Source organism: Barnesiella intestinihominis YIT 11860 (assembly GCF_000296465.1).
Classification (GTDB): Bacteria; Bacteroidota; Bacteroidia; order Bacteroidales; family Barnesiellaceae; genus Barnesiella; species Barnesiella intestinihominis.
The window spans coordinates 570,164-596,879 of sequence record NZ_JH815204.1 but is presented as its reverse complement, the minus strand read 5'-3'; the positions used below and the strand labels follow the sequence as shown (position 1 = coordinate 596,879).

Annotated in this window: 24 protein-coding genes and 1 pseudogene; 11 read left to right on the top strand and 14 right to left on the bottom strand. The window is 42.0% G+C overall.

Annotation, left to right across the window (positions count from 1 at the left end; all coding sequences use genetic code 11):
• Positions 1–9: 9 nt before the first annotated feature.
• From HMPREF9448_RS07270 to HMPREF9448_RS07255, 4 genes are read left to right on the top strand one after another with little or no spacing between them, the layout of a single operon-like run.
• On the top strand, positions 10–444 hold the full coding sequence (locus tag HMPREF9448_RS07270) for a DUF4252 domain-containing protein (protein WP_008861945.1): 435 nt from the start codon (positions 10–12) through the stop codon (positions 442–444).
• Positions 445–446: 2 nt separating this feature from the next.
• Positions 447–944 carry an RNA polymerase sigma factor gene (locus tag HMPREF9448_RS07265; RefSeq protein ID WP_008861944.1) on the top strand — a complete coding sequence of 166 codons (498 nt, stop codon included), beginning with the start codon at positions 447–449 and terminating at the stop codon, positions 942–944.
• Entirely contained in the window at positions 941–1,435 is a 495-nt protein-coding gene (locus HMPREF9448_RS07260) for an anti-sigma factor family protein (protein WP_008861943.1), read from the top strand. Before HMPREF9448_RS07265 ends, HMPREF9448_RS07260 begins: the two co-directional genes overlap by 4 nt.
• A 2-nt stretch (positions 1,436–1,437) precedes the next feature.
• Positions 1,438–1,917 (top strand): DUF4252 domain-containing protein, encoded by a 480-nt coding sequence (locus HMPREF9448_RS07255; protein WP_008861942.1) that lies wholly within the window; start codon positions 1,438–1,440, stop codon positions 1,915–1,917.
• 256 nt (positions 1,918–2,173) lie between these two features.
• Here HMPREF9448_RS07255 and HMPREF9448_RS07250 read toward each other — a convergent pair whose 3' ends face one another.
• Genes HMPREF9448_RS07250 through HMPREF9448_RS07240 form a run of 3 tightly spaced genes read right to left on the bottom strand, consistent with a single transcriptional unit; the run spans position 2,174 to position 3,997 of the window.
• Entirely contained in the window at positions 2,174–2,761 is a 588-nt protein-coding gene (locus tag HMPREF9448_RS07250; RefSeq protein ID WP_008861941.1) for a hypothetical protein, read from the bottom strand.
• Positions 2,751–3,047 carry a DUF2089 family protein gene (locus HMPREF9448_RS07245; RefSeq protein ID WP_008861940.1) on the bottom strand — a complete coding sequence of 99 codons (297 nt, stop codon included), beginning with the start codon at positions 3,045–3,047 and terminating at the stop codon, positions 2,751–2,753. Before HMPREF9448_RS07245 ends, HMPREF9448_RS07250 begins: the two co-directional genes overlap by 11 nt.
• On the bottom strand, positions 3,044–3,997 hold the full coding sequence (locus HMPREF9448_RS07240; protein ID WP_008861939.1) for an alpha/beta hydrolase: 954 nt from the start codon (positions 3,995–3,997) through the stop codon (positions 3,044–3,046). Before HMPREF9448_RS07240 ends, HMPREF9448_RS07245 begins: the two co-directional genes overlap by 4 nt.
• A 250-nt stretch (positions 3,998–4,247) precedes the next feature.
• Between HMPREF9448_RS07240 and HMPREF9448_RS07235 the strand changes: the two genes are divergently transcribed.
• Complete coding sequence (locus tag HMPREF9448_RS07235) at positions 4,248–5,366, top strand: DUF362 domain-containing protein (RefSeq protein ID WP_008861938.1); 1,119 nt, start codon at positions 4,248–4,250, stop codon at positions 5,364–5,366.
• A 27-nt stretch (positions 5,367–5,393) separates the two neighbouring features.
• Here HMPREF9448_RS07235 and HMPREF9448_RS07230 read toward each other — a convergent pair whose 3' ends face one another.
• The 9 genes from HMPREF9448_RS07230 to HMPREF9448_RS07185 form a co-directional block, all read right to left on the bottom strand.
• A complete protein-coding gene (locus HMPREF9448_RS07230) occupies positions 5,394–5,984 on the bottom strand; it encodes an HAD-IB family hydrolase (protein ID WP_008861937.1) in 591 nt (196 codons plus the stop codon).
• Positions 5,985–5,989: 5 nt separating this feature from the next.
• Entirely contained in the window at positions 5,990–6,871 is an 882-nt protein-coding gene (locus HMPREF9448_RS07225) for a decaprenyl-phosphate phosphoribosyltransferase (protein ID WP_008861936.1), read from the bottom strand.
• A 235-nt stretch (positions 6,872–7,106) separates the two neighbouring features.
• A complete protein-coding gene (locus HMPREF9448_RS07220; protein ID WP_008861935.1) occupies positions 7,107–8,672 on the bottom strand; it encodes a DUF3943 domain-containing protein in 1,566 nt (521 codons plus the stop codon).
• A 190-nt stretch (positions 8,673–8,862) separates the two neighbouring features.
• Entirely contained in the window at positions 8,863–11,517 is a 2,655-nt protein-coding gene (locus HMPREF9448_RS07210; protein WP_229033563.1) for an AsmA-like C-terminal region-containing protein, read from the bottom strand.
• A gap of 9 nt (positions 11,518–11,526) precedes the next feature.
• Positions 11,527–13,566, bottom strand: coding sequence for a tetratricopeptide repeat protein (locus tag HMPREF9448_RS07205; protein ID WP_008861933.1), 2,040 nt, complete (start codon positions 13,564–13,566; stop codon positions 11,527–11,529).
• 92 nt (positions 13,567–13,658) lie between these two features.
• Positions 13,659–15,287, bottom strand: coding sequence for an OmpP1/FadL family transporter (locus HMPREF9448_RS07200; protein ID WP_008861932.1), 1,629 nt, complete (start codon positions 15,285–15,287; stop codon positions 13,659–13,661).
• Positions 15,288–15,315: 28 nt separating this feature from the next.
• Positions 15,316–16,653, bottom strand: coding sequence for a hypothetical protein (locus HMPREF9448_RS07195; protein ID WP_008861931.1), 1,338 nt, complete (start codon positions 16,651–16,653; stop codon positions 15,316–15,318).
• A gap of 254 nt (positions 16,654–16,907) precedes the next feature.
• The gene (locus HMPREF9448_RS07190) at positions 16,908–17,462 is read right to left on the bottom strand and encodes an HdeD family acid-resistance protein (RefSeq protein WP_008861930.1); all 555 of its coding nucleotides are present in this window, start codon (positions 17,460–17,462) and stop codon (positions 16,908–16,910) included.
• Positions 17,463–17,529: 67 nt separating this feature from the next.
• Complete coding sequence (locus tag HMPREF9448_RS07185; RefSeq protein ID WP_040296109.1) at positions 17,530–18,243, bottom strand: tRNA1(Val) (adenine(37)-N6)-methyltransferase; 714 nt, start codon at positions 18,241–18,243, stop codon at positions 17,530–17,532.
• Positions 18,244–18,436: 193 nt separating this feature from the next.
• Between HMPREF9448_RS07185 and lon the strand changes: the two genes are divergently transcribed.
• Together lon and HMPREF9448_RS07175 are read left to right on the top strand one after the other, a co-directional pair.
• The gene (gene lon / locus HMPREF9448_RS07180; protein ID WP_371417637.1) at positions 18,437–20,869 is read left to right on the top strand and encodes an endopeptidase La; all 2,433 of its coding nucleotides are present in this window, start codon (positions 18,437–18,439) and stop codon (positions 20,867–20,869) included.
• 8 nt (positions 20,870–20,877) lie between these two features.
• Complete coding sequence (locus tag HMPREF9448_RS07175; protein WP_008861927.1) at positions 20,878–21,942, top strand: D-2-hydroxyacid dehydrogenase; 1,065 nt, start codon at positions 20,878–20,880, stop codon at positions 21,940–21,942.
• Positions 21,943–22,152: 210 nt separating this feature from the next.
• On the opposite strand, the gene HMPREF9448_RS14430 is transcribed toward HMPREF9448_RS07175, so the two are convergent.
• Together HMPREF9448_RS14430 and HMPREF9448_RS15000 are read right to left on the bottom strand one after the other, a co-directional pair.
• Positions 22,153–22,404 (bottom strand): pentapeptide repeat-containing protein, encoded by a 252-nt coding sequence (locus HMPREF9448_RS14430; protein WP_008861926.1) that lies wholly within the window; start codon positions 22,402–22,404, stop codon positions 22,153–22,155.
• Positions 22,401–22,631 (bottom strand): annotated as a pseudogene (locus tag HMPREF9448_RS15000) (pentapeptide repeat-containing protein); the annotation flags it as partial. The pseudogene HMPREF9448_RS15000 and the gene HMPREF9448_RS14430, both read right to left, overlap by 4 nt.
• A 231-nt stretch (positions 22,632–22,862) precedes the next feature.
• Here HMPREF9448_RS15000 and HMPREF9448_RS07165 point away from each other — a divergent pair.
• From HMPREF9448_RS07165 to gcvPA, 4 genes are read left to right on the top strand one after another with little or no spacing between them, the layout of a single operon-like run.
• Complete coding sequence (locus HMPREF9448_RS07165) at positions 22,863–23,837, top strand: lipoate--protein ligase (protein WP_008861925.1); 975 nt, start codon at positions 22,863–22,865, stop codon at positions 23,835–23,837.
• Between the two features lie 29 nt (positions 23,838–23,866).
• On the top strand, positions 23,867–24,961 hold the full coding sequence (gcvT, locus tag HMPREF9448_RS07160) for a glycine cleavage system aminomethyltransferase GcvT (protein ID WP_008861924.1): 1,095 nt from the start codon (positions 23,867–23,869) through the stop codon (positions 24,959–24,961).
• A 28-nt stretch (positions 24,962–24,989) separates the two neighbouring features.
• Complete coding sequence (gene gcvH, locus HMPREF9448_RS07155; protein ID WP_008861923.1) at positions 24,990–25,367, top strand: glycine cleavage system protein GcvH; 378 nt, start codon at positions 24,990–24,992, stop codon at positions 25,365–25,367.
• 18 nt (positions 25,368–25,385) lie between these two features.
• On the top strand, positions 25,386–26,714 hold the full coding sequence (gene gcvPA, locus HMPREF9448_RS07150; protein WP_008861922.1) for an aminomethyl-transferring glycine dehydrogenase subunit GcvPA: 1,329 nt from the start codon (positions 25,386–25,388) through the stop codon (positions 26,712–26,714).
• Positions 26,715–26,716 lie beyond the last annotated feature (2 nt).

Sequence of the window (26,716 nt, the reverse complement as noted above, 5' to 3'; positions counted from 1 at the left end):
TACATCACTATGAAATCAAGAATTTTTCTTCTTATTATAGTACTATTGTCGACTCTGCAAATTTCATTCGCCAATAACAAAATTGATAATCTTTTCAAAAAAACGAAGGAGCTGCCAAATGCCGAATACTATACGGAAGATTTCAAAAATCCTCAGGTAAAAGGCGTAGTTGACGGTGTTAAGGCCATTGAAGTAGTAGAAGCCGATATAGACAACGCAACCTATCTAGCCCTAAAAAAAGAAATTGAAGAAGTAGACTTTAAACCCTATGAAACGATTCTCACTACCAGTGAAGACGATGAATTTGTAAAAATCCTTATCAAGTCTACTCCGAAGAAGATAAAAGAAATAGTAGTCATATCCCTGTATTCAGACGAAATTAACGTTGTACGTTGCAAAGGGAACTTAAAATCCGACATGCTCGAAAAATCTAAAACGAACTAGATATGACTCATCAAGAGTTCAAAGCGAGATTTCTACCCTGTCATAAGAAAATGTATTACATTGCTTTTCGATATCTTGGAAATGAATACGATGCAGAAGATATGGTACAAAACACCTATCTGAAACTATGGGAGAAACGGGAAAGTCTTGAAAACATAGAAAACAACGAGGCTTATGCCATCACAACGATAAAACATTTATGCCTCGACACACTAAGAGCGCCACAAATCGAGACGGACAACGATTCTGTATTAGTTCAAAAGACAGAGCCTACGCCACAACCCGATACGGCCTATGAAATAAAAGAAGACATGAAGGTTCTGTTGAACATCATAAATAAACTTCCCGAACAACAACGTAAAATTCTACTTTTAAGGCATTTCGAAGACAAAAGCACTGACGAGATAGAAACCGAAACCGGTTTGAGTAACGCCAATATACGGGTACTTCTCTCCCGGGCCAGAAAAACGATTAAAGAACTATTCATACAAAGATTATGAATGAACAAGAATTACGACAACAAATAGACATGTTCTTCAAAGGAGAGCTATCGGATACCGAAGAACAAGGATTGAGAGACTATCTCGCAACCCACGAAGTTCCAGAGGATTTTATTCAAGAGAAGCGCATCATTTTATCTCTTATACCCGATCGTTCGGTACATATTCCCGATCATCTGGAAGAAAAATTATCGTCATACATAGATCGGTTGCCCGATAAAAAGAGGCAGATTCTTTTTTCCCGAAATTGGAAATGGATAAGCGGTATTGCTGCCGGTATTATATTAGCGATTTCCACCGGATTATACGTGTACCGGCAACCATCTTCCAAACGACTCAGCAATCAAGAAATATATGCCTGTGCCGAGGCTCAACGAGCTTTAATTCTCGTTTCCCAGAAATTAAATAAGGGGACGAACCAATGGCAACAAGCCCAAAAAGAAATTATCGAGACCAATCGAATAGTCAATAAACATCTAAAATACAAATAATTATGAAACGGACAATTTATATTCTATTATTAGCTGTATTCGGTATTCTTTCAGCTACTGCCGAAAACAACTTCATAGAAAAATTCGCTAATCAAAAAGGAGTGACATACGTCAACATATCGAAGGCATTGCTGAATATGATGCCCGAAGGACAAATCGACGCAGAAGGATTAAATCTAAAAGCTGTTATCAACGAGTTAGACCGAATTCAAATCTTAACTTGCGAGGACAATGAAGCTCTGATTCCTCAAATGCGAAAAGAAAGTATCGTATTTCAAAAAGCTCCATACGAAGAACTGATGAAAGTAAAAGACGACGGCGAGACCGTAGCTTTTTACGTGCAACCCAAAACAGACAAAAAGATCAAAGAATTAATCATGCTGGTCGATGACGGCGACTGTGGAGAATTTACTGTTATACGTCTATTAGGAGATATTTCAATAACCCATCTTCAAGAGTTGACAAAAGACGCAGGGTTATAAACCTTATCCGCAAACCGATATTGAAAGGGGGCAAATAAAATCATTGCCCCCTTTCAAATTATTAGAAGCTGTTTTAAATTTATTCCGAGACAGATTGAGCCCTATGTTGAAGCAGATTGGAGTCCGAGATATGCAGTCAATAGTGGGCTATTGACAAAAATCAAGGGATTCAAGATGCGAGACAGGGGCGCAATATGGCCGGAACATACCTGCTTGCAATGATAATATTATTTCTCAATAAATTTAAAACAGCTTTTTAATAACACAGCCCTATTAAATAACGACAAAGAATATCTCCGCCGAAAGTTCCTACAATAAACACAATCCACAAATTACGCCCCCTTAAATTACAAGAAACCGAAATAGCTCGAAATATCCAATACAAAACCCAGATCGCAATCAAAAGACTCAAAGCCCCTATCCAAATAGCCGAAAAAAGAAACATTTTATCGGATAGCGCATCCTCTATGGCCTGTAACGACTGTATGGACATGAAATGCCGTACCGGTGGGAAAGTCATGCACAAAGCCAACAAAACAAAAGGCAGCTGGGAAAAAGCAACTGTTCCTAGAACGTCTATCGGACGAACATGGGAACGACTGCAAAACAGGCTCAATATATAAACCAATAACGAAGGTATCAACCAAATCACCAAATGCTCCACGACAAAACACCACCACTCGCTATGAGGAGCTCCACCATAATGAAGCAATCCATGAAAATGCACATCTGCCCCATAAGCGATCACAGTCGTTATAACTATGCCCAATATCCCCCACCCGGCAGCTTTATAACCGGCTACTTTATAAAAAGGATTCGATATAAATTTCCAACTATCTTTCATTTTCTTCCATGTTATTGAGTTTCTCTATTAAATCATCTAAATAATTGCGCACAGTAGGATAACTTACCCCCATCTTTTTCGCCATATCCTTCAAACTGCCGCTCGCTTTTACAAATTCAAGCATAAATCGTAGCTCTTCTTCATTCAAGCTGGTCAAAACCGGTAGTTCAAATTCTCCCGACACCTCTGTCGCACAACGACCGCAAATCATTTTTGATACTCTAAGCGGAGCATCGCATGCAGGACACCGCAAGGGCAATTTTTTTCTAGTCACACTTGTCGTCATCGTTTCACAAATTTTTCAATCGTTATCAATAAATCCTCTTGAACGGGTAAATCGGGATTAGCATAAGTAGCCTGCTGAACTTGCATATCGACCGACTCACACGTTTTCAACACATGATTCATATCTTTCAAAATCTGGAATTGTGCCTTCGGTAAAGATTGTTTCAACAGTTTGGCATCCTCCTCCGACACCTGTACATCTTTATCGCCTTGTAAAATCAATACCGGCTGCCTCAATTTCGCAATCACCTCTTGTGGATTATACCGATACCACGATATAAGATAAGGTTGAACAGATGGACGGAATAAAGTCATCAATCCCATAGGAATATTGGATACTTCCTTTCCAGCTTTCAGCGAATCGTTGATCGATTTTACCAGATGCCGGACCTCTGCCGGTTGCCCCGACAGTTGCTCTTCTATTATATCATAAGCCGGCCGACCGGCTCCTGCCAACGAAATAAAACCTTTTACCTTCGGATTATCGACACTCGCCAACATACCAATCAAAGAACCCTCACTATGCCCCAAAACAAATACATCGGAAAAACGACTATCCTCGCTCAGCCGATCTATCCAGCCCTGAACATCTGTCACATAATCTTCGAACCTAAGGTCTCTCTCTTTTTTAGTAGCCGCAGAACTCGAAGCAATTCCCCTTTTATCGAAACGGAGAGTCGCAATACCTCGCTGCGCCAACCCCTCCGCCAACAATTTCAATGAATTATTCTTCATAGAAAATCCGCCGGAATTCGTATTTCCGTCCATATCGGTAGGCCCCGAACCGGCTATCAGCAAAACTATCGGTGGCTTTTTAGCATCCGGTAATCCTATTTTACCGTTAATTTTTCCCGTAGGTGTATCCAATGACACCGATTGTTCCTCCATAGCCCTCACAGTTACCGACAAAGACAAAATAGAGAATAAAATGATTAATCTTAATTGTTTCATATATATTTTCATTTACTTCTTATGACACAAAAATAATACAATCATGATAAAACGACAAACAATCTTCAATTTTATTTATTATATAATTAATTTTATTCATATCAAATAAAATAAAAGATAATAATACAATCATGATTTTTCCTTATTTTTGCAACAAATGTAAGAAACGAACAGTCTACCGGGAAAATCGAACATCGCCGTTTTAACGATAGATTTTACATTTTCTACCACTAACTTAAAACAAATTTCTATGGATAAATCCAAAGTATTCTTTACCAATCTGCACACGACTCCTTCGAGCAATCTACTCGACAAGATGGAGCGTTTAATCAAACGAGCCGGAATCGAAAGTATCGATTTCAAAGACCAATTCGTAGCTATAAAAATACACTTCGGAGAACCGGGAAATTTAGCATATCTCCGTCCGAACTATGCAGCTCGACTGGCAACCCTACTCCGCTCTTGGGGAGCAAAACCCTTCCTTACCGACTGCAACACGCTCTACTCCGGACGACGTGCCAACGCGGTAGACCATTTACAAAGCGCCATGGAAAATGGATATAACCCCATTTCAGCACAATGCCAAGTCATTATCGCCGACGGTTTGAAAGGAACGGAATACCGTGAAATACCTTTAAATGGGGAGTACTGCAAGGCTCCGAAAATTGGATCGGCATTAGCCGATGCCGATATAGTTATCTCAATGACTCACTTCAAAGGTCATGAGCAAGCCGGATTCGGCGGTGCTTTAAAAAACTTAGGAATGGGAGGAGCGAGCGTAGGCGGTAAACTAGAATTGCACTGTAATTCTCAACCCAAAATCGAAACAGAGAACTGTAAAGGCTGTAACATCTGTGTCAAGCATTGCGCCCACGATGCCATACACTTGAACCAAAACCATAAAGCCGAAATAGATTATACCAAATGTGTCGGTTGCGGGCAATGTGTCGCTTTATGCCAACACGATGCAGCCGTAATGGGAGAATGCGATACATCTGAACGTTTGAACTATAAAATAGCCGAATATACCCAAGCCATATTGAAGGACAAGCCTCATTTCCACATCAGTTTCATTATGAATGTTTCACCTGAATGCGACTGTTGGAATCACAACGATGCCGCCATTATCCCCGATTTGGGAATACTCGCATCATTCGACCCGGTCGCTTTGGACAAGGCTTGCGCCGATATGGTCATCGCAGCACCGGCAATCAATGGCAGTTGTCTGACTGAGAAACACCCGCACGAACATCTCGAAGGCGCCGATAAATTCCATCTGATGCACCCCGATACCAATTGGCAAGCCGGACTCGAACATGCACAAAAGATCGGATTAGGAGTTATGCAATACGAATTGATTACAGTATAAGACCGCTATCCCCCAAAGAGGAATCGATCACAGGGCACGGTAATGGGATTCGTTGGCATATTTCAATAGCTGCGAATCCCCTTTACTGTCGCCATATACGATCAAGTAATTATTTTCTAAATCGGGAATCTGTTCCAGCAGCCTCACAACCTTCTCCTGTCCATAACAATTTTTATTCGAAAAGAAACCGGTCAGACAACCTTCACCGTCCACTTCGATCTCGGTAGATAATATGTCCCGGATACCTAAATCGGAAGCAAAAGGTTTGATCCAATTATAAATACTTGCACTTACAATAAAAACCCTATTGCATTTCTGCAATTGTTCCCATATAGCAATCCTTGCACTTTGCCGAACAAGAGCCTTTCCTTCCTTTTGAAAAAATTCCTCGCACAACCGATTGAAATCCTCCAACCTCATTCCTTTGAAAAAATGAGAAAATATTTGTTGCTTCACCTTCCAATTCGGATAAAGCCCTAATTTATACGCCAAAAGTTGCGGAGCATACCTAAGAAAACCCGCATAGAACGAAACAGGTCCTCTCACAAATTTGATAAATTCCAAAAGTGTATCTTTGGTAGTAACCGTTCCATCAAAATCGAAAACAGCAATTCTCATATTCCTCAAAAATAAATCAGAACCCCGAAAGACAGAACCCAGCCCACGATACAAACATGGATAAACCGGTCGTGTATCAATATCTTTGTAGGACTGCCGCTATTCTTATCTACCACTGTCAACTGCAAATAACGTAAGATTCCAGCCAAAACCCATATCGTAGTCAGATAGAGATTGGAGGTCCCCATTCTTTCGATCACCTCCGGTGATACAGTATACATAATGTAACAAACGACCACGATAACCCCGACAAGAGTTATCGCCATATTGATAAACTCCAAATTATAACGGGCTATATTAAGCCTCATCTTATCTCCGGTCCGCTCATAAATGAGTACGTCGTCCCGCCTTTTGGCAAACGACAAAAACAGAGCCAACAGAAACGTCATCAAGATAATCCACGGCGAAATCCATATCCCCGTAACGACTCCACCCGCAAGAACCCTTAACACAAAGCCTATCGATATCACAAAAACATCGACCAACGCAATATGTTTCAACCAAAAACAATAGGCTATATTCAAAATAAAATAAATACCGACATTTATCAGCAACACGTGCCGTACGGTTGAATCATAAACAAATGTCAAAGCGATTGCCAAGACCAACAACAGAGCCATTATACCATATCCGGCTCCCACCGATACTATACCCGAAGCGATAGGTCGCCGGCACTTAGTCGGATGCAAGCGATCGGATTCTCTATCGCAAATATCATTCAAACAATATATAGACCCAGCGACCAAACAGTAAATAACAAAAGCAATCAATGCGGAGCTCAAACAAGCCCCGTCACCCAACTTCCGGCTAAAAAATATCGGAAGAAAAATAAATACATTTTTAAGCCACTGTTGAGGCCGAACGAGTGAAATTATATCTTTCACCATACTATTGGTATATTTTACACAACAAATATATAATATTATACAGAATAGTACAAAATATACACCTATCGTTTTCCCCAATACACAGCGACGATCGGAATAAATCTAATAAACAGACGATTTATTGCCCCATGTGTTTTTGCAATATGGGATATAAAAACTCGGCATAACGCATAAAAACAAGAAAAATATGTGTTTTCATATTCATATTTTACTATGTATAAATTTAGTAAATATCTCAAATATGATATGAAAACATAAGCCGAAATTCAAATGTGTCGGACAGAACATCGGGGAAATATTTATAATGTGATTTTCGCCGACACCAAGCTGTTTCGGCAGAGATACCCACCTTTGGACTAATAGCAAACGAACCACGTAGATTCATCATCTGCAAACGAGCGTCTCCGACAGCGCCTTGTGCATCGAGATAATGAGGATTCATATTTTCATAGTCCTTATGCTCATACCCCTTCCACGTGAAAATATGGTAATTCTCAAATCCCAAATAAATGCCGAACCGACGCTGCAAAGTAAACAAGCCGTTGAGGCGGATACTATATCCGCTTCCCATATTGTAATCACGGTCGTGAAATTGATAATAATCGCACAAAGCACCGCCAAGAGCCACTCCCGACACAAATCCGTTCAAGGCCAAAGTGTTATTTTCATGCAGTTTCATGCGATATAAAACACCGGGGCCATAGGATACAGTCTCGGAAATGCGAAACGGCACTTCGTTCGACTCATTATCCATTCTTCCGCTATTGTAATAGCTATAATTCTGGAATATACCGGCAAACAATTCATTCCCATTTTTATAATCATGTTCCCGGCCCCATATAGAAGCGCAAATATTTACGTCCCCGATAATGGGTTGATGGGCGAACATATTGAACAACATTCGAGCTGTAAAATGTTCGAACGGAACATTCCCTTCAATTTCGAACGGGTCGTTATAAATCAACGAGAAATCCATACACCCGACATGTATACTTCTGTTCTTGCCTTCCCTAATGTTATCGAGCATACGATACCCGGCCTCAAATCGAAAATGAAACGGGATAGTCGCTTCTTTATCCACATACCGAGGACCTATACGCCACGCTTCCCCTGTCATCAAACGATTGACTGCCCGTACCGGATTTAAAAACGCGGCGACTAACTCATGGGATGCCCTCTCCCACCCCCTAGCCTGTCCGTTCAAGACCAACGAAGACAGACGATAGGTTGTTTCCCCTAAGGCCATTCCGCCAAAGGTTGTAGACATTATATCGTTGATCGAGGCCGGTTGTGTCTCCATAAACCATTCCCAAATAGAACTTCCCAAGAGAGCATAAGGTGCAGATTCCCAAAAATTCAATCCGTTGGAACGGGCACTGCTGTAATAAAGATTACCTTGATATGGGTGTGAAAAAAGATTAGTCTCGAACTTGTCGTTATCCCACAACAAGCCGGTCTTAAAATTGTTTTTTATCGATGACCATGAAATTTGAGCATAGTCCTCTTTAATAAGATATCGGGTAAGCACATGAAACAAAAGATCTTCCGCCACTACCTCTGCACCAGCCAACCACGGACGTTTTTTTGCCGGTGCAGCCACATTTAAATGCGTCGGGACATTGCTACCTAACTGGAACAAAGAATTGATTTCAGGTTCTCCATTGCTCTCTACCACCAAAGTATCCATTTGTTCAACACCCGGCTCCGCTACCGAATCGGGCACAGTCACATTTGCGTTCAATGATAGCGCATCAGCACTAAGAATCGCCAATACGCAACAAAAATTTATACCTATTTTCACCTTCTTTTCTTTTATCGGCGACCAAGATAATCAATAAACTTGTAAGAGCATATCTGATGGGAGTTATCGGATAATGTTCCCGCACTTTGGAACAATATTTCGAGTTTACAAAAGGCTTCTCCTCTTCTTTCCACAAAAAGGGGAGACGAAATCGAATCTCGTCTCCCTTTTTCTTTCAATCGGAATTTTCTTATTCCGACCCACCATATTGTTTCTCTATCAATTTCTCGGCCTCGTTCTTTAACTTCTGAGCTTGTTTCTCTGCTTCTTCCACCAATTTCTTACCGGCTGCCTGAGCTGCGACTTTCGCCAAAGGATTCGATGCTTTGGAAATGAGCTTCTCGCTCTCCGATTTCGCCGTAGCGATCAATTTATTTCCCGCCTCTTCGGCCTGCTTACGAATAGCGGCTTTTTGAGCTTCTATATCTTCGGCATCCACTCCCAAAACTTCCGAAGCAATCACATTCGTCACGGCATTCTTAACAACCTCATCGGTATTCAACTTAATAGATGGCTTGGAGAACGTTCCTCCTATCGTCGCCGAAACATTACTTAAAGCCCCGGCCCCCGGAATATTGATTTTAGCTCGATAATCAATCGTCTGATCAAGGCCTGTAACACCAGAAAGATTCATTGTAATATTACCCAGCTTCATATCAAAAGGCGAAGTCTTTACTTTACCGTCCTTAATGGTAAAAGAGATTTTCAAATCTTTCGCTTCGATATTCTTCAATTTATCATTTTTCAACAGCGTTGCCAACTGGCTGAATACTTCGATATTTTGTAATTGAATATCGTTGGATTGAATGACACCATCGGCTGTCAAAGAACTTAAATCGGGCGACATCTGACTATCCAGAGCAGATTTCAGGTCGACCTTAACGGAATATGTTCCACCGGTTTTAGCAAAAATGGGGACAATCTTCTGAATCATGTCCAATTGCTCGAACGTTTTTTCAAAAGAGGCTTTTTGTATATCGAGGTCAAAATTAACCATAGGACGAACAACGCTCTCGGCCGTACTATAAATACCATTCGCCACCATTGCTCCACCGAATGCGTTCAAGCTCAACGGAGTCATTCGTACAGCACCGTCAGCAACGATAAGTTTACCCGTCACATTATCGAGTTCCATCTTTTGGAAAAGGATTTTCTTGAAGTCGGCACTTAAAGTCATATCGATATTCTTAGGAACTTCTATCACAGAAAGAGTCGTTGTATCGGCTTCGACGGTCTCTTCCCCCGAAGTTTCCGAGTCACTCATCAATTCGTTCAGGTCAAGCAGCGACGAAGTCACCGTCAAAGAGCCTTTTATAGTCTCATTTTTCAAAACGTACGCCAGATAATTGGATAAAGAACCATGGGCTTGAATATCGCTCTTTCCGACCTTAACATCGAGCTGAGACAACGACATGGCTTTGGCCGAAACCGAAGCCTGCGCCTTTTTCACTGCGACGGCAGGCAAACCTTTCATCGTTAAATCCATGTCGGCGACAGTCAGTGTTCCCTCTCCTCTTATATTCTGATAATTTTCTTTTTCAATATCGGACATACGGCCTGCAAATTGCAAATCGGCGGTAACGATACCACTCAGGGTTATAGAATCGCCCAAAGGATAAATATCCTTGATTTTCCCCAAATGAACCGTACCGTCGGCAGTAGCCTTGAAATTCAAATCCGATATAGGTGTAGAGGCATACAGCGCGGCCTTGAAAGGATTGCCTGCCATAGAGAGACGAAATTCCGATAAATCGATAATTGTTTTATCCAGACTTCCGCCCGGATTGCTCACCGAAGCACCTATATTGATTCCATCGACCGAAGCCGGCATTCCTTCATAGTTAAGTGTAGCATCTTTCACACCGAGCGTTAGCCCGAACTGGGGCATATTCTCACCGGCCATTCGCCCTTTTGCAAAAGCCGTAAGCGACATATTGCCTGTCGTGCGCAATTTATCGAAATTATTCTGATATATAGCCGGTATCAAAGAAAGTATCTCTTTAAAGTTTATCTCAGAAGTGTTTATCTTTAAGTCCATATCCATAGCCCCATCGTCGAGGAGCGCTACCCAACCATCGAGATTCAGGACAATGGCATTCAAGCTCAACGTGTTTTCTTTCAAAATAAATTTATTATTCTTCAAGTCGGCCGATACCGTTAACTTCGCTCCGGCCTCAGCCTGTTTCAAATAAGAAATACCCCCCATCGCGAAGTAAATATCTTTACAGGACAATTTACTGTCTATATCGGTCATATCGGCACTCATATCGCCCGATAGCTTCAAATTCAGTTTATCGGTATAGAATTGCATATGCGTGGAATCGTCCACATAAACGATCGTAGCATCGGCTATCTTAAAATTTTTCAATTTCAGACGGAAAGAAGATTCGCCCTCTACTTCGACCGTTTTTTCTTCTTCCACATCGGCCGTATCCGGTTTCATAATATCCCAATTCACCCGTCCATCGGCCAACTTCACCGCTTTTATCGACGGCTTGTCCAAAACGACGTAATTCACATCGAAACCTTTGTCACTAAACAGGCTCATTACATTTACAGCCACATCGATGGATTCAGCAGAAACCAACGTGTCGTTTTCAAAATCATCTATACCCGAAAGTGTCAAACCATTCAATTCGATAGACGCACTCGGGAAATGCGAAAAGAGACTGATATCGAGCGATTCAAAATCGAGCTTGGCATTCAACATCTCATTGGCCTCTTTTTTCACAATAGTTATCACTTTGTCTTTAAACATAAATGGCAAGACAAGCATGAATACCAAGATAACCGCCACGGTTACTCCGGTAATCTTCAATCCTTTTTTCAGACCTTTGTTCATCATAGTTATTATTTATTTGTTGTTCTGTTGTTTTTTCTCCCTCAACTCTTCTGCAATAGCCCAATGACGAGCGGCCATATCGGGCATTTCCAGCTTGATAAAAGTATCTCCAAGTCGATCGTGCGCCGTAGCATGTAACGGTTTTTGTTTAACGGCTTTTGCAAAATCGGATAATGCCGTTTCATAATCGCCTTGTTTATAGCGTAATTTACCCCGATTATATAGAGCTTTAAAACTCAACGGGCTCAACCTTACAGCTTCATTGTAACACGCCATAGCTCCATGTTCATCGCCTTGATCTTCGAGCGTAATTCCTTTCCTTACCCATGCATCGATCAACGTAGGATCGAGAGACAATGCTTTGTCAAAATTAGCCAAAGCCGCCCGCACATCCTTTGCCTTAGTTATACACTCGTTCCCTAATAGGTAATATTCATGTGCATATTTACGCAATACGGTATTCTTATCGGACAACGCCTGTTGAAGCTCCCGATTTTTAACACGCAACTGATTGATAACGTTCAATTTTTTACGAATATACCTCTGAATTACGGGTTTCTCAATATCATATCTCGTATGGATAGCCTTGAAAAAACTTTGTAACATCTTGTCAAAATCGCCTTCGTCGAAAGCATTCACAGCCTCGACATACAGACGATCGGCTTGTGCGAGCTTCAATGACTGTTCTATCAAAACAGAATCGTTGAAACCTTTGCTGAACCGTGCGATATCGGGATTTACGAATATATCCCGATGCGTGATCTGCCGTTTCAACACAATACCTTCCAAAGAGCGGCATCGACTCAAAGCCACATACGTCTGTCCCCCGGCAAAAGCCCCTCCCGTAAAATCGACAATCACGCGATTAAACGTCAATCCCTGACTCTTATGCACGGTAATAGCCCAAGCCAAACGAATGGGAAATTGTAAAAAAGTGCCCAATACACTTTCCTCGATAGTCTTTTCTTTTTCATTGTAGGTATATTTGATATTCTCCCAAACACAACGCTCCAACTCATACATCTCACCCGATTCAAGCACCACCTCGATTTTCTCATCGGGCGTTATATCCGAAATCATTCCTATCGTCCCGTTCACCCACCTGCGTTCCGGGTCATTCTTTATAAAAATCACTTGGGCTCCGGTCTTTACGACCAGTTCCAACGAAGTAGGCAAACTCCCCTCAGGGAAATCACCTTTTATCGTCCCCGTAAATGTATATTCTTTCCCCGGCAATCCAGATAGTCGGTTTTCATTGATATAGTCCACCTGATCCCTACGAGTCGCCAATGTAATCGAGAAATTATCTTTCTCAGGTTCATATTGCGGGAGATAACGGCTATTCAACAAATCGAGTTCTTCTCTCGTCGCAGTATTGTTTCTTATTTTATCCAATACTTCTACGAAACGCTCATCTTGCTGTCGGTACACTTTTTGCAACTCGATAGGGACCAACGACATTTCTCTAAAAACCCGTGCCGAAAAAAAATAGAAATTAGAATAAAACCGACTAAGAATATCTCGCATATCGGAAGTCACAACCGGCTCCAATTGATATACATCGCCTACTAACAATAACTGCTTGCCACCGAAAGGAAACCTCATATTACCCGAATAAACCCGTAACACACGATCGATAAAATCAATCATATCGGCCCGTACCATCGATATTTCATCGATAATAATCAATTCCACTTCACGCAGCAACTGTCGCTGCTTCTTATTGTATTTTAATAATTCATATATTCTTCCTCCCGCCAAACTCAAATCGGGATCGTCGGGCAACATGGGCCGAAACGGCATCTTAAAAAAAGAATGAATCGTACTACCACCCACATTAATCGCCGACACTCCTGTCGGGGCCAGAACTACATATTTCTTTTTGGTATGCTCGCACACATATTTCAAAAAAGTAGATTTGCCCGTACCCGCTTTCCCTGTCAAAAAAACTGACTGAGATGTATATTGAATCAAGCTCAAAGCGTCTTGAAATTCTTTATTCCCTGTATCTATCACAAAATTTTCTTCCATCTTGTCATGGAATTTTTCCATATCTTTTCAAAGATATACATTTCTTTTCAATAAAAAACAAAAGAGCAACTTAGATTTTAAGTCGCTCTTTCAAAATATATTTCCGTTCTGTCTTAGAACTTTACACCCAAAGTCAAAACAAAAGAATTATTATGGTCCGTCAACGAAGATATCTGAGGCGAAATGGCCAACGACGGCTCTGTCTGATCTGGATTATAAGGATTATCCACAGCAGCCGGCAACGGAGAGAACGGGAAAAGTTCGCTACGACGGTAGCGATGCATATAAGCCATATCTACATAAACATTCGAAAAGCGGTATCCCAACCCTACCGTAAAATAATTGGTCTCTCTATCTAAGGTAAACATCGTAAGCGTTCCGGCCGTAGGAATTTCGCGTCCCGACCTGTATTCCGATTTCACAGGGGAAGTCTGATAAGCATATCCTAAACGGGCACTAATTTGGGGTGTAATACGAAATTCGCCTCCGATTTTAAATGTATGCATAGGAGAAACCATCTCCGTAATTTCCTGATTAGTTTTATAAAAAGCATCGACCGAATAGGGATCGTCGAACGACATATTATTACTAGATGTATACTCGTAATCAAAACTTAAAATTCCACTTTGTCCAAAAACATAAGCAGCACTGGCTATCATACGCCACGGAGATTGAAATTCATAATCATAACTTCCACTCGGTGTTTCGGCTAAATCGTCATAACGTGTCCCCGATTCATTAAAATCATATTTCACCGATGCCACATACGAATCGGTCATTTTATAATAATTAGGAGTATGGAAAGCAAAGCCCAAACGGAAATTATCGGTGACTCTCATAATGACACCCAAATTGACTTTTATCCCCGATCCGTTCGTATGTAATGCATTTCTCATTAAGTACCAGCCGTCCACATTCGGGCTACCCGATGAGATATATCCTCCCGTAAAGTTTTCACCATACCCGCTTTGAATATCATAAGAAAAGTCGGTAACGGCAATTCCTAACCCCCAATAAAATACGTTATAGATATTTCCTCCGACATTAAAGTTGTATTCATCGATCGAACCTTTCTCCCGAACATAAAGATCTCCCGCTGTATTCGTACCGTTTCCTACTATACTATTCCATGAATCTCCTGTCGTACTTTTTGGATTTATCAAATAGGACTGATATCCCAATACATTCAACCACGGATTATTGTTATACGGGTCATAGCTACTCCCACTATTGTCTGGATAAGCTAAATCCGCAACATAATAACCTTCGGATAAATGGGCAATATACCCCGAAAGCGAACTGGCTCCGGTTATCCCCGAATAGCCGGCTTTATAGGAGCGGTCAAACGATTTTTGCTTATTATAGGCAAAACCGAAATTCAAATTTTTCAAGGCTTCCTGATTAAAACGGACAGTCCATACAAAGCCAAAATTATTACATGAAACATTAAACTTGCTATCGGACATTCTATTTCCAGCCGTATTCACCGAACTTACTTGATTGGAAAGGTCTATCGTTGCAGCTATATCGGAATTACGATAAACTCCTATACCTGCCGGATTCTGGCTCAATGTCGTAATATCCCCTCCTAATGCGCCAAAAGCGCCCGCCATACCCATATAACGAGCCGTTCCCCGTATGTCTTGTTGAGAATATTTCAAAGCATCAACAACTCCCTGACTGAAAAGCATTGAGCTGCTACATAGAGCAGCCAATGCCAAACCATATCTCACATTCTTCATATGTCTCATTTTGAAAATTCAACCCTATTTATCTGCGTCCACCACGTCCGCTACTGCTACTTCCCCGGGAAGACGTTCCACTTCCTCTCGACGAAGAAGAATGAGACGGAGCAGAATAACTACCGGAGGAACGACGACTCGACGAAGAACTATTCGAGTAACCCGAATTTCGATTGGAAGAAGGTGTACTGCGATTATACGAGGAACTACCTCGTCCACCATTTCCTATACTATTATAATTTCTTCTCGAAGAGTTTGTATTATTATTGATGGTCGTCTGTCTTCTACTTTGACTACTCGACGGGTTAGAAACCGTTCCTGAAAATGAGGAATTCCCCCTTCTGGAAGAATTTGCCTCCCCGAAACTATACCCCCGGTTGCCATTCGAATTGGAACTATTGCTTATTACAGTGCCTCGATTTGTACGTACTCCGTTTACCGATTGCGAACCGCGTCCGCCCGATGTAGAAGTTACATTTCCAACCGTACGACGACCGGTCGTATTTCCCGAAGTCCCTGTGCCGACAGTCGCACGCCGCCTGCTCGATGCAGCAGAGTTCCCGGAAGATATCGCACTACCGCCATAGCGGTTAGGAGTGCGGCCGTTGGGAGTGTACTGAGGACGATACGGTCTGTTCCAACCATAGTAAGGACGATCATAATAATGATGATGGTGATGGTGGTAGAAAGGAGGACGATACCATGAATTCCAGCCCCAACAACCGCCCCAACTGTAAAAAGGATCATATCCGAACGAGAATCCCCACGGACCCAAACTCCAACGCCAAGACCAGCTGGTATAAGAATATGGCGCCCATGTATAATTCCAATACCACGGATTTGTCCATGTCGGGGTTACCCACGCATAATTATCCGAGATATAAACATTCCAATCGTTATTATCCAAAAAATAAATATCGGAATAGAATGGGTCGCTTACCGAAACGACAAACTTTGGATTGTGGAAACGGCGAATGCGCAAAGCGTATTCATAATCCGAATCGGAGCCGTTAAAACCATTCAAATAATATCCGTCGTCACCATTTTCATCGACCACATTGTATTCTACATAATCTTCTTTCTGATTGGCCGCAATATCTTCAAGCGTCATATCGGAAGATTCTCCACGACGATTATATTCATCGACATCTCGAAAGTGATTATCCGACGTTGCCATCAATGTTTTTTTAACCGCAGCCTTCTCTTGAAGTTCTTTCTGGGCCTCTTTTTCTTTCTTTTCTACAACAGGATTTTTATCGTTCGGATTATAATAAATATCATCTTCGACTATATACGAGCCTGCCCCGGCAAAACCCGTCACCAACATCGACAATATAATCAACAGGGCAAATTTTTTTGTTTTCATAATCATCTCTCCTTAATCTTAAATTACTCTATTGAAATTATATCTATTAGACTCTCTTTTGCAAGAATAGTTTAATGACCTTTATTAAAAAGAGTCTAAAAACAGACTAAATGCTGCATCCCACTCCTATAATTTTTACAAATATACTCTTTTCCACTTTATAAAGAGCCTTCACAAAAGGTTTTAACTCCCTTAAACAAAAAGCGCCCCCTTATGGAGAGCGCTTTGAAACCTACCGAATAATTCCTTTTCCCCTATTGTTCCACGGGTCTCAAAGAATAACCGAAGAAAATAAGAGAAAAACCCCAATAAATAAAGGCAGCCGCACACAAAAAAATAATAGAAAACGCAGCCGTAAAAGGTGAAGCGAAGAATAACAATCCAAGTATCAACAATAACAACCCGTTAACCAAATACAACCACCAATATCTATGGGTAGAAACCATATTCAATGCAGAAAACAAATTCGCAATCCCTTTATACACAAAAATAAAGGCAAAAAAGAAAGGGAGCACAGCCTCGCTGAAAGATAAATTCCCGACTAATATAAACCCGATAAGTATATCGATAATTCCACCGGCAAGCCACCAACCCCATCCTCGAACTTTTTGTTTAACATTGCCCGATACAATGAGCTGAACAATTCCAAAAAGAATCAAAAGCCACCCTAACAACAGAGATAACACCTCGTATCCCAATGCCGGTTGAAACCATAGCCACAATCCGCAAGGGATCATCAATATACCCGTAATAATCAAAGCCCACCAATATTTGGTCTTTCCCCAAAAATGCATTGTTGCAATATCCATAATTATTTATTTTAAATGATACAATCTTTGCTATACAACACATGGGACACCGTAATTGTTTCAGTGACTACATCTTCAAATAAAAATCACGAGTAAGCATTATATATTCAAGAGTGTATCCCTCCCCTCTTTTCTCTATGGAAAAAGCATTTTCTTCCAATGGTCTACGAGCTCTACTCCACTCCGACAACAATCGTTTAGGAGCTTTACCCGAAATACCCGAAACATAAGTAAACCGCACCGGATAGAATCCATACAACGAAGCAATAAAAATAAGATGTTCTTGTAAATCGGCCGGAGATACCAAAGATAACTTCCCATCGGGCAACAATAAATAGAACGCACCCTCGAACAAAACTTCATAATCAAGAGTTCCCGTATGTCGAGCCCGTTCTCTCTTGCCATCGGGAGGGAGCAAAGAATCTATGAAATAAGGAGGATTAGATAAAATATGATGATACACCGGCTTTGTAGTTTTATCGTAAAACCTACAAAAATCCATACAATATACCGTTATCCTATCCTTCCACGGAGAAAGAGAGACATTGAACGCCGCCTCACTGGCCGCACCGAAGTCCAATTCTACGGCATCGATTCGAGCCAATGAACGTTGAGCCGCCATAATCGCTATCAATCCTGTTCCTGTACCGATATCCAAAATGCGATTCGATTTTTCCACTCTGCTCCAAGCGCCCAATAATACGCCGTCAGTACCGACTCTCATTGCCGAACGCTCCTGATGTATCGTAAACTGTTTAAACTTAAAAAAAGAATTTGCCATACCATCAATCATTTGCCCTGCAAAATAAACAAAAAAACATAATAATTTCGACAATGCCATGCTATTTGCTTAACTTTGGCACGCGACTTGTACAATAGAGTAAAACGATAGGTAAAAATAGGTTTAATGAAAAAACGACAAACCTAAACCTGTCAAAATGTCAATATTTAATCATACACCTAAGAACAATTATATGATCTGCGAAAACGACGAAAATACACCATCGATTATGCCTCTGTTTACAGAAATATCAGGACAAAACGATTCGGAATGTAAGACTTTAAATACAAAAGGATTGCCCATTCTTGCATTACGCAATATGGTATTATTCCCGGGAGTGGCTATCCCTGTCAACGTAGGAAGAACCAAATCCTTACAGTTGATCAAAGATGCCCAAAACAGTCACACCCCTATCGGTGTGGTTTGTCAGCGAGATGCCGCCGTAGAGGATCCGGGAAAAGACGATTTATACGAAGTAGGAGTTATCGGTGAAATCATCAAGATTCTGGAAATGCCCGACGAGAGTACGACTGTCATATTGCAAGGGAAAATGAAACGGTTTAGAATCGACGAAATTACCGAAACGTTCCCTTATATGAGAGCCAATGTATCGCTGGAAAATGAAATTTTACCCGATGCCAACGACAAGGAATTCGAGGCTTTGGTTTCTGCCTTGAAAGACTTGACTTTCGAACTGTTGAAAAATATCGGAGAACAAGCCAAAGAATTGGTATTTGCCATTCGGAATATAGATAGTGCGCATTATTTGGTCAATTTCTTAGGTGCGAATATTCCGTTATCTGCAACCCAAAAGCAAGAATTGCTCACCATCAGCAATATCAAAGAACGTTTGTTCAAACTCTATGAAATGCTGACACAAGAGGCTCAACTCTTACAAATCAAGGCCGACATACAGTCCAAAACGCGCGAAGACTTGAATCAGCAACAAAGAGAGCACTTCCTGCAACAACAGATACGCACCATACAGGAAGAATTGGGTGGGAACATGCAAGACCAAGATATTCAGGAATTGCGTGAACGAGCCGAAAAAAAGAAATGGGACAGTAAAACTGCCGAGATTTTCGAAAAAGAAATGAGAAAACTCGAAAGACTACACCCTCAATCGCCCGACTTCTCTGTACAATATACCTATTTGGACACGTTGTTAGAGCTTCCGTGGAACGAATATACCCAAGATAATTTCAACCTCAATCATGTCCAGAAACAATTAGACAAAGATCACTACGGATTGGATAAAGTCAAAGAACGTATCATCGAACATTTGGCTGTGCTGAAATTAAGAGGTGACATGAAATCACCTATCATCTGTCTGTATGGTCCTCCGGGCGTAGGAAAAACTTCGTTGGGAAAATCTGTCGCAGAAGCGTTGAACAGAAAATATATCCGTATCTCATTAGGCGGCCTACATGACGAAGCCGAAATAAGAGGACATCGCCGTACCTACATAGGAGCAATGCCGGGACGCATCATACAAGGGCTCATCAAAGCAAAAAGCTCGAACCCCGTTTTCGTATTGGACGAGATAGACAAAATAGGAAACGATTTCAAAGGCGATCCGGCTTCGGCCTTACTTGAAGTATTGGATCCAGAACAGAATAATGCGTTTCACGACAACTACATCGACATCGATTACGATTTGTCGAAAATTTTGTTCATCGCTACTGCCAACAATTTAAATACCATATCCCAACCTCTGCTCGACCGCATGGAACTAATCGACATCAGTGGATATATTATCGAAGAGAAAGTAGAGATAGGACGTCGGCATCTAGTACCGAAACAACTCGAAAATCACGGATTAAAGGAAGGTGATGTCGTTATTCCCAAAAAAGTAATGGCTGCAATAGTCGACCAATATACCCGCGAATCGGGCGTTCGGGAACTCGATAAAAAAATAGCCCGCATCATGCGAAAAGTCGCTCGACTGAAAGCCTCCGGTAAAGAATATAACCCCACCCTTTCTATCGACGATCTACACGAATATTTGGGCGCTCAGGAATACAACCGGGACAAATATGAAAACAACGACTATGCCGGTGTCGTAACGGGACTGGCATGGACAGCAGTCGGAGGCGAGATTCTGTTTGTCGAGTCAAGCCTGAGCAAGTCGAAAGGAGAAAAGCTCACCTTGACCGGGAACTTGGGCGATGTAATGAAAGAATCGGCGGTAATTGCCTTGCAATATATCAAATCGCATGCTTCGCTATTGGGTATCGATGAAGACATCTTCGATAAATGGGCCGTACATATCCATGTGCCGGAGGGCGCTATACCCAAAGACGGTCCCTCGGCCGGTATTACGATGGTAACTTCGCTGGCCTCGACTTTTACCCAACGAAAAGTGAAAGACCATTTAGCTATGACGGGTGAAATCACGTTACGGGGAAAAGTCCTTCCCGTAGGCGGTATCAAAGAAAAAATCCTCGCGGCCAAACGTGCAGGAATACGAGAGATCATACTCTCCGAAGAAAACCGAAAAGACATAGAGGAAATCAAAGAGTCCTATTTGAAAGGACTCACATTCCACTATGTAAAAAACATTACCGATGTCCTGAAAATAGCATTGACCGATGAAAAAGTAAAAAATGCCATTGACATTAAATAAAAGAGATTATGAGAGAGTGGAAAGTGACCGACGGATACAAAGTAAAAGCTGACGAGCTATCGTGGGAAGAGCTGAAAAACGCAACAGAAAACGTCATCGAAGAGAAACGCAAGTCTCATCGCATTGTCGTGCTCGACGGATACGGTTTGAATCCCGGAGATTTGTCGTGGGAGGGTATCGAAAGAATGGGTGAATTCACCGTTTATGACCGTACCTCTGTTGACGAAATCGTATCGCGGGCTGCTTTGGCCGACATCGTTCTCACAAACAAGACTCCATTGAGCGCAACCACATTGGAGCAACTACCTCATTTACGCTACATCGGTGTATTAGCCACCGGGTATAATATCGTCGATGTAGAAGCGGCAAAGAATAGAGGTATCGCAGTTACCAATATACCGGCTTACAGCAGCGAGTCGGTCGCACAAATGGTATTTGCACATCTGCTCAACATAGCCAGCGACGTTGCCGCCCATTCACAATGTGTGAAATCGGGAGAATGGGCGGACTGTAAAGATTTCACTTTTCAAAAAAGTCCCATATTCGAAATTGCAGGAAAAAATATCGGTATCATCGGGTTCGGTAATATAGGCAGCACAGTCGCAAGAATCGCTCATGCTTTCGGAATGAATGTTTTAGCCCAAACATCGAAAAAGAAAGACCAACTGCCCGACTATGTCACTCCCGTAACATTGGAGACCTTACTAGCCGAAAGCGATGTAATCACCCTGCATTGCCCTTTGACCGACACGACTCGTAATCTGATAAACGCCCGAACCATCGGGCTTATGAAGCCATCGGCCATTGTCATCAATACAGGACGGGGGCCTCTCGTTAACGAGCAGGATTTGGCCGACGCTTTGAACGAAGGTCGAATTAAAGCGGCCGGGGTAGATGTCCTATCGCAAGAACCTCCTCGAAAAGACAATCCGCTTATACACGCCCGTAATTGTTTCATCACTCCTCACATCGCATGGGCCACTTTCGAAGCTCGGGAAAGATTGATGAAGATTGCAACCGACAATATCCGGCAATATTTGGAAGGACACACGGTAAATCAAGTGAATATCTAAAATTACTAAGAAGCTGTTTTAAATTTATTCCGAGACAGATCGAGACCTATGTTGAAGCAGATTGGAGTCCGAGATATGCAGTCAATAGCGGGCTATTGACAAAAATCAAGGGATTCAAGATGCGAGACTGGGGCGCAATATGGCCGGAACATACCTGCTTAAAATGATAATATTATTTCTCAATAAATTTAAAACAGTTTCTAAATTAATCTACACTATACTGAAAGGTCGTAAAAGCCCGATTACTTCCGCCAGAGAGAATCGGGCTTTTCTCAATGAATTATGACGAGGATCTATTTCATATCCGATCGCGGTAGAGAAATCGGCTTGTTCTAAATTCGTATGAAAAAATACGGTTCTATTTAATACGGCACGGTCGAAATTAGCCTCCGCAAGATTACATTCGGTAAAATCCGCTTCTTCCAAATTGCAATCGATAAAGTTACATGACTTCAACTTCATACCGATAAACGAAAAAACTGCAACAGACATTTCTCAAAATCAAACGAAGAGAGCAATCCCTTACACCCGGTAAAATCGCCCCCCAACATCTTACACCCCACGAATCTCACATCTTGAAAAGAAACTCCGTAAATTTTACATAAACTAAAATCACAACGAATAAACTCACACCGAGAAAATAATACGTTTGTCAGTTTTGCACGGGCAAAACTGCATTCTTCGAATGTACACCCGTAAAACTACTCTCTATCCGATTCAATATCCGAAAAATCTACGCCTTTATATTTCAATCCCTCTTTCATTTTCTTACCTCTAATTTATTACTCTTCGCTTTTATGCAAAGATAAAAGGATTCTTCGTCTCGAAAATAAAATTCAAGAAAATTTCGGGTCAATGTATTTCCCATTACAAAAGAATATATAAATTTGTAAGGTATAATTTCAGCAGACCTGATACCTATGAAATATATCGCCCTACCGGATAAGGCCGTACGCCGTCTGTCTTTCTATTTGGCTATGGAGGAATACATAGCCCATAATCGGCCCGGTGAAGATTGCTTTTTCATGTGGCAGGTCAATCCCACGGTCATTTTCGGAAGAAACCAATTGATGGAAAACGAAATCAATTTCGACTATGTCCGCTCTCACAGAATAGAATATTACCGTCGTAAATCGGGAGGGGGTTGTGTCTATGCCGATTTCAGCAACATCATGTTCTCGTATATTACCGACGATTTCAATGTCAGTTTCACATTCGACCGTTACCTGCAATTAATCGCTCACACACTCAACAAACTAGGAGTAAAAGCTGTCGCCTCAGGGAGAAACGATATTACCGTCGATGGTAAAAAAGTATCGGGAAACGCTTTCTATCGCACGTCGGGCAGAAGTATCGTCCACGGTACTATGCTCTTCGATACCAACCTCGAAGATTTGGTTCTATCCATTACCCCCAACAACGAGAAACTCATTACTAAGGGAATCGAATCCGTCAGAAAAAGAGTAACCAACCTTAAAGAATATCTCGACATCGACATCGAAGAATTCAAGAGATTCATACGCTCGTCACTTTGTGATCACGAAGAATGTCTGACTCAAAAAGATATCGTTCACATTGAAAAAATAGAAACGGAATACCTCCGGGACGAATGGATATTGGGAAACAATCCCCGCTACACATGGATACGGAAAGGTTACGTCCCTGCCGGCGAAATAGAAATACGATTGGAAATCAAAAACGGAATCATCAAATCGATGAATTTAGTAGGAGATTATTTTCTCGTCGGAGAAATCGACGAATTTTTGAACAAATTTCAAAACGTTCCTTTCACACCTCAGTCTGTCAACCGCATTCTCGATGACAATCCCATCGAGAATTATATACGCCAACTGAGCAGAAAAAATTTCATCGATATATTATTCAATAACAATTAAAAAATTCTATAACAAAAAACCTGTTGACTATGGAAGATATATTAAAAACATGCCTGCACCAAAAACATCTCGACTTGGGAGCCAAAATGATGCCATTCGGCGGATTCGACATGCCCATCGAATATACGACAATCATCGAAGAGCATAATGCCGTACGCCATGCCGCCGGAATATTCGACGTTTCTCACATGGGCGAAATTCTCATCACAGGCCCCGATAGCGAGCGATACATCAATCATATTTTCACCAACGATATTCGAAATGCCGAAATCGGTAAAATCTTTTACGGCATGATGCTGTATCCCGAAGGTGGAACGGTAGACGACTTGCTGGTTTACAAAATGGAAGAAGAGCGATTTTTCTTGGTAGTAAATGCATCGAACATTGCAAAAGATTTCCAATGGATTGTGGAACATAGCACCGGATATGATCTGAAAATAGAAAATTTGTCGGACTACTACGGAGAAGTTGCCGTACAAGGACCTCACGCCGAAGCCTGCATAGAAAAACTTCTGAACCTCGATGTGAAAGACCTGCTTTTCTATACCTGCAAAGAAATGAAATACGAGAACGAAACGATAATCGTATCGCGCACCGGATATACGGGAGAAGACGGCTTCGAACTATACGGTAGCCACGATTTCATCAATCGGGTATGGGATATATTGGTGGATTCCAAACAAGTTCTTCCCTGTGGATTAGGTTGCCGCGACACGCTGCGGTTCGAAGTAGGTCTTCCCCTGTATGGACATGAGCTCGAAAAAGACATTACTCCCATCGAAGCCGGGTTGGGTATGTTCGTAAAACTCGACAAGGAAGAATTCATCGGCAAAGAGGCCATCATTTTGCAAAAAGCAGAAGGCATAAAAAGAAAAATCGTAGGTATCGAATTAGCAGACAAAGCCATTCCGCGTAGCGGCTACGAAGTTTATGCCGATGGAAAAGTCATCGGACACGTCACCACGGGTTACAATTCAATCTCTACCGGGAAAAGTGTATGTATGGCTCTCATCGACAGTGCGCACGCCGCATTGGGGACCGAAGTGGAGATACACATTCGCAAAAAATTTTTCAAAGGAACGGTTGTTAAGAAACGCTTCTACGAAAAAAATTATAAAAAATGATTTATTGACAACTTAAAAACAAATAATTATGAGTACAGTATTAGACGGACTTTATTACTCCGAATCACACGAATGGTTAAAAGTAGAAGGCGAATTTGGATATATCGGTATCACGGATTATGCACAACATCAATTAGGTAATGTCGTTTACGTCGATCTTCCCGAAGTGGACGACGAACTGAATCAAGGAGAAGAGTTCGGTGCAGTCGAAAGCGTAAAGGCCGCCAGCGACCTGTTATCGCCCATCAGCGGTATCGTCGTGGAGATTAACGACAAACTGGAAGACAAGCCCGAATTATTGAACGAAGATGCTTTCGGGAACTGGATTTGCAAAGTTAAAATCAACGATAAGGCCGAACTGGACAGTCTGATGAATGCCGAAGCCTACAAAGCCATTTGCGAATAATCGACGGAGGAACACATCATGTACAAATATTTCCCGCATACCGAAGCCGATATTTCCGAAATGCTGGGGAAGATAGGGTTATCGTCTCTCGATGAGCTTTATGCCGAGATTCCCGAAAACATTCGCTTCGACAAAGATTATGATTTGAAAAAATCGATGTCCGAAGATGAAGTCAGAAACTACTTTCGGGAATTAGGAAAGACGAACAAAAAACTCATTCCCTTTGCCGGAGGCGGCGCTTACGACCATTATGCCCCTGCGGTTATCGGCCAACTTATCTCCCGTTCGGAATACCTCACGGCCTATACTCCCTATCAGCCCGAAATTTCTCAGGGAACACTACAATATATATTCGAGTTTCAAAGCATGATATGCGAGCTGACCGGTATGGAATGTTGCAATGCTTCCATGTACGACGGAGCTACGGCCGCAGCCGAAGCCATGCTCATGTCGATTGCCCATGCCAAGAAACGCAATAAAGTCATTGTTTCCCAAACACTGAATCCCAGAGTCATCGAGGTTATCGAAACCTACGCCCGTTTCCACGGGGTAAATCTGGAAATGATTCCCGAAAAAGAAGGTGTCACCGACAAAGCCGTCATGGAGAAACTGCTCGAAGCCGACGATGTGGCCGGTGTTATTGCAAGTACCCCGAACCGCTATGGAATCATCGAAGACTTTTCCGGATTCGCCGACAATGCTCATGCACACAAAGCGTTGTTTATCGTCTATGCCGACCCCTCGGCTATGGCCGTGCTGAAAACGCCCGGCGAATGGGGAGCCGACATCGCTTGCGGCGATGGACAGACATTGGGGATGCCTTTGAATTTCGGAGGCCCTTATGTCGGTTATCTCGCAGCCACCCGCGATTTAGTACGGAAATTACCAGGACGTATCGTCGGAGCCACAACCGATGTGGACGGTAAACGGGCGTTTGTACTTACCTTACAGGCAAGGGAACAACATATTCGTCGCCAAAAGGCGAACAGCAACATTTGTTCCAACCAATCCCTCATGGCTCTGTATGTAACGATATACATGGCTCTAATGGGAAAACAAGGAATGAAAGAAGTCAATGAGAAATCCTATGCGGGAGCGCACTACCTGTGCGACAAATTACTGGAAACGGGTAAATTTTCGCTCTGTTTCGACAAGCCGTTCTTAAAAGAGTTTGCCGTAAAAACGACCTTGAATCGGGACACACTCCTGAAACATCTCGAAGAAAAAGGCTTCTTGGCCGGTATTCCTGTCGAGGGAACCGACGACGCTCTCCTATTCTGCGTGACCGAAAAACGCACCCGGGAAGAAATAGACAATCTGGTATCATTAATCGAAAAGGAGGGATAAGC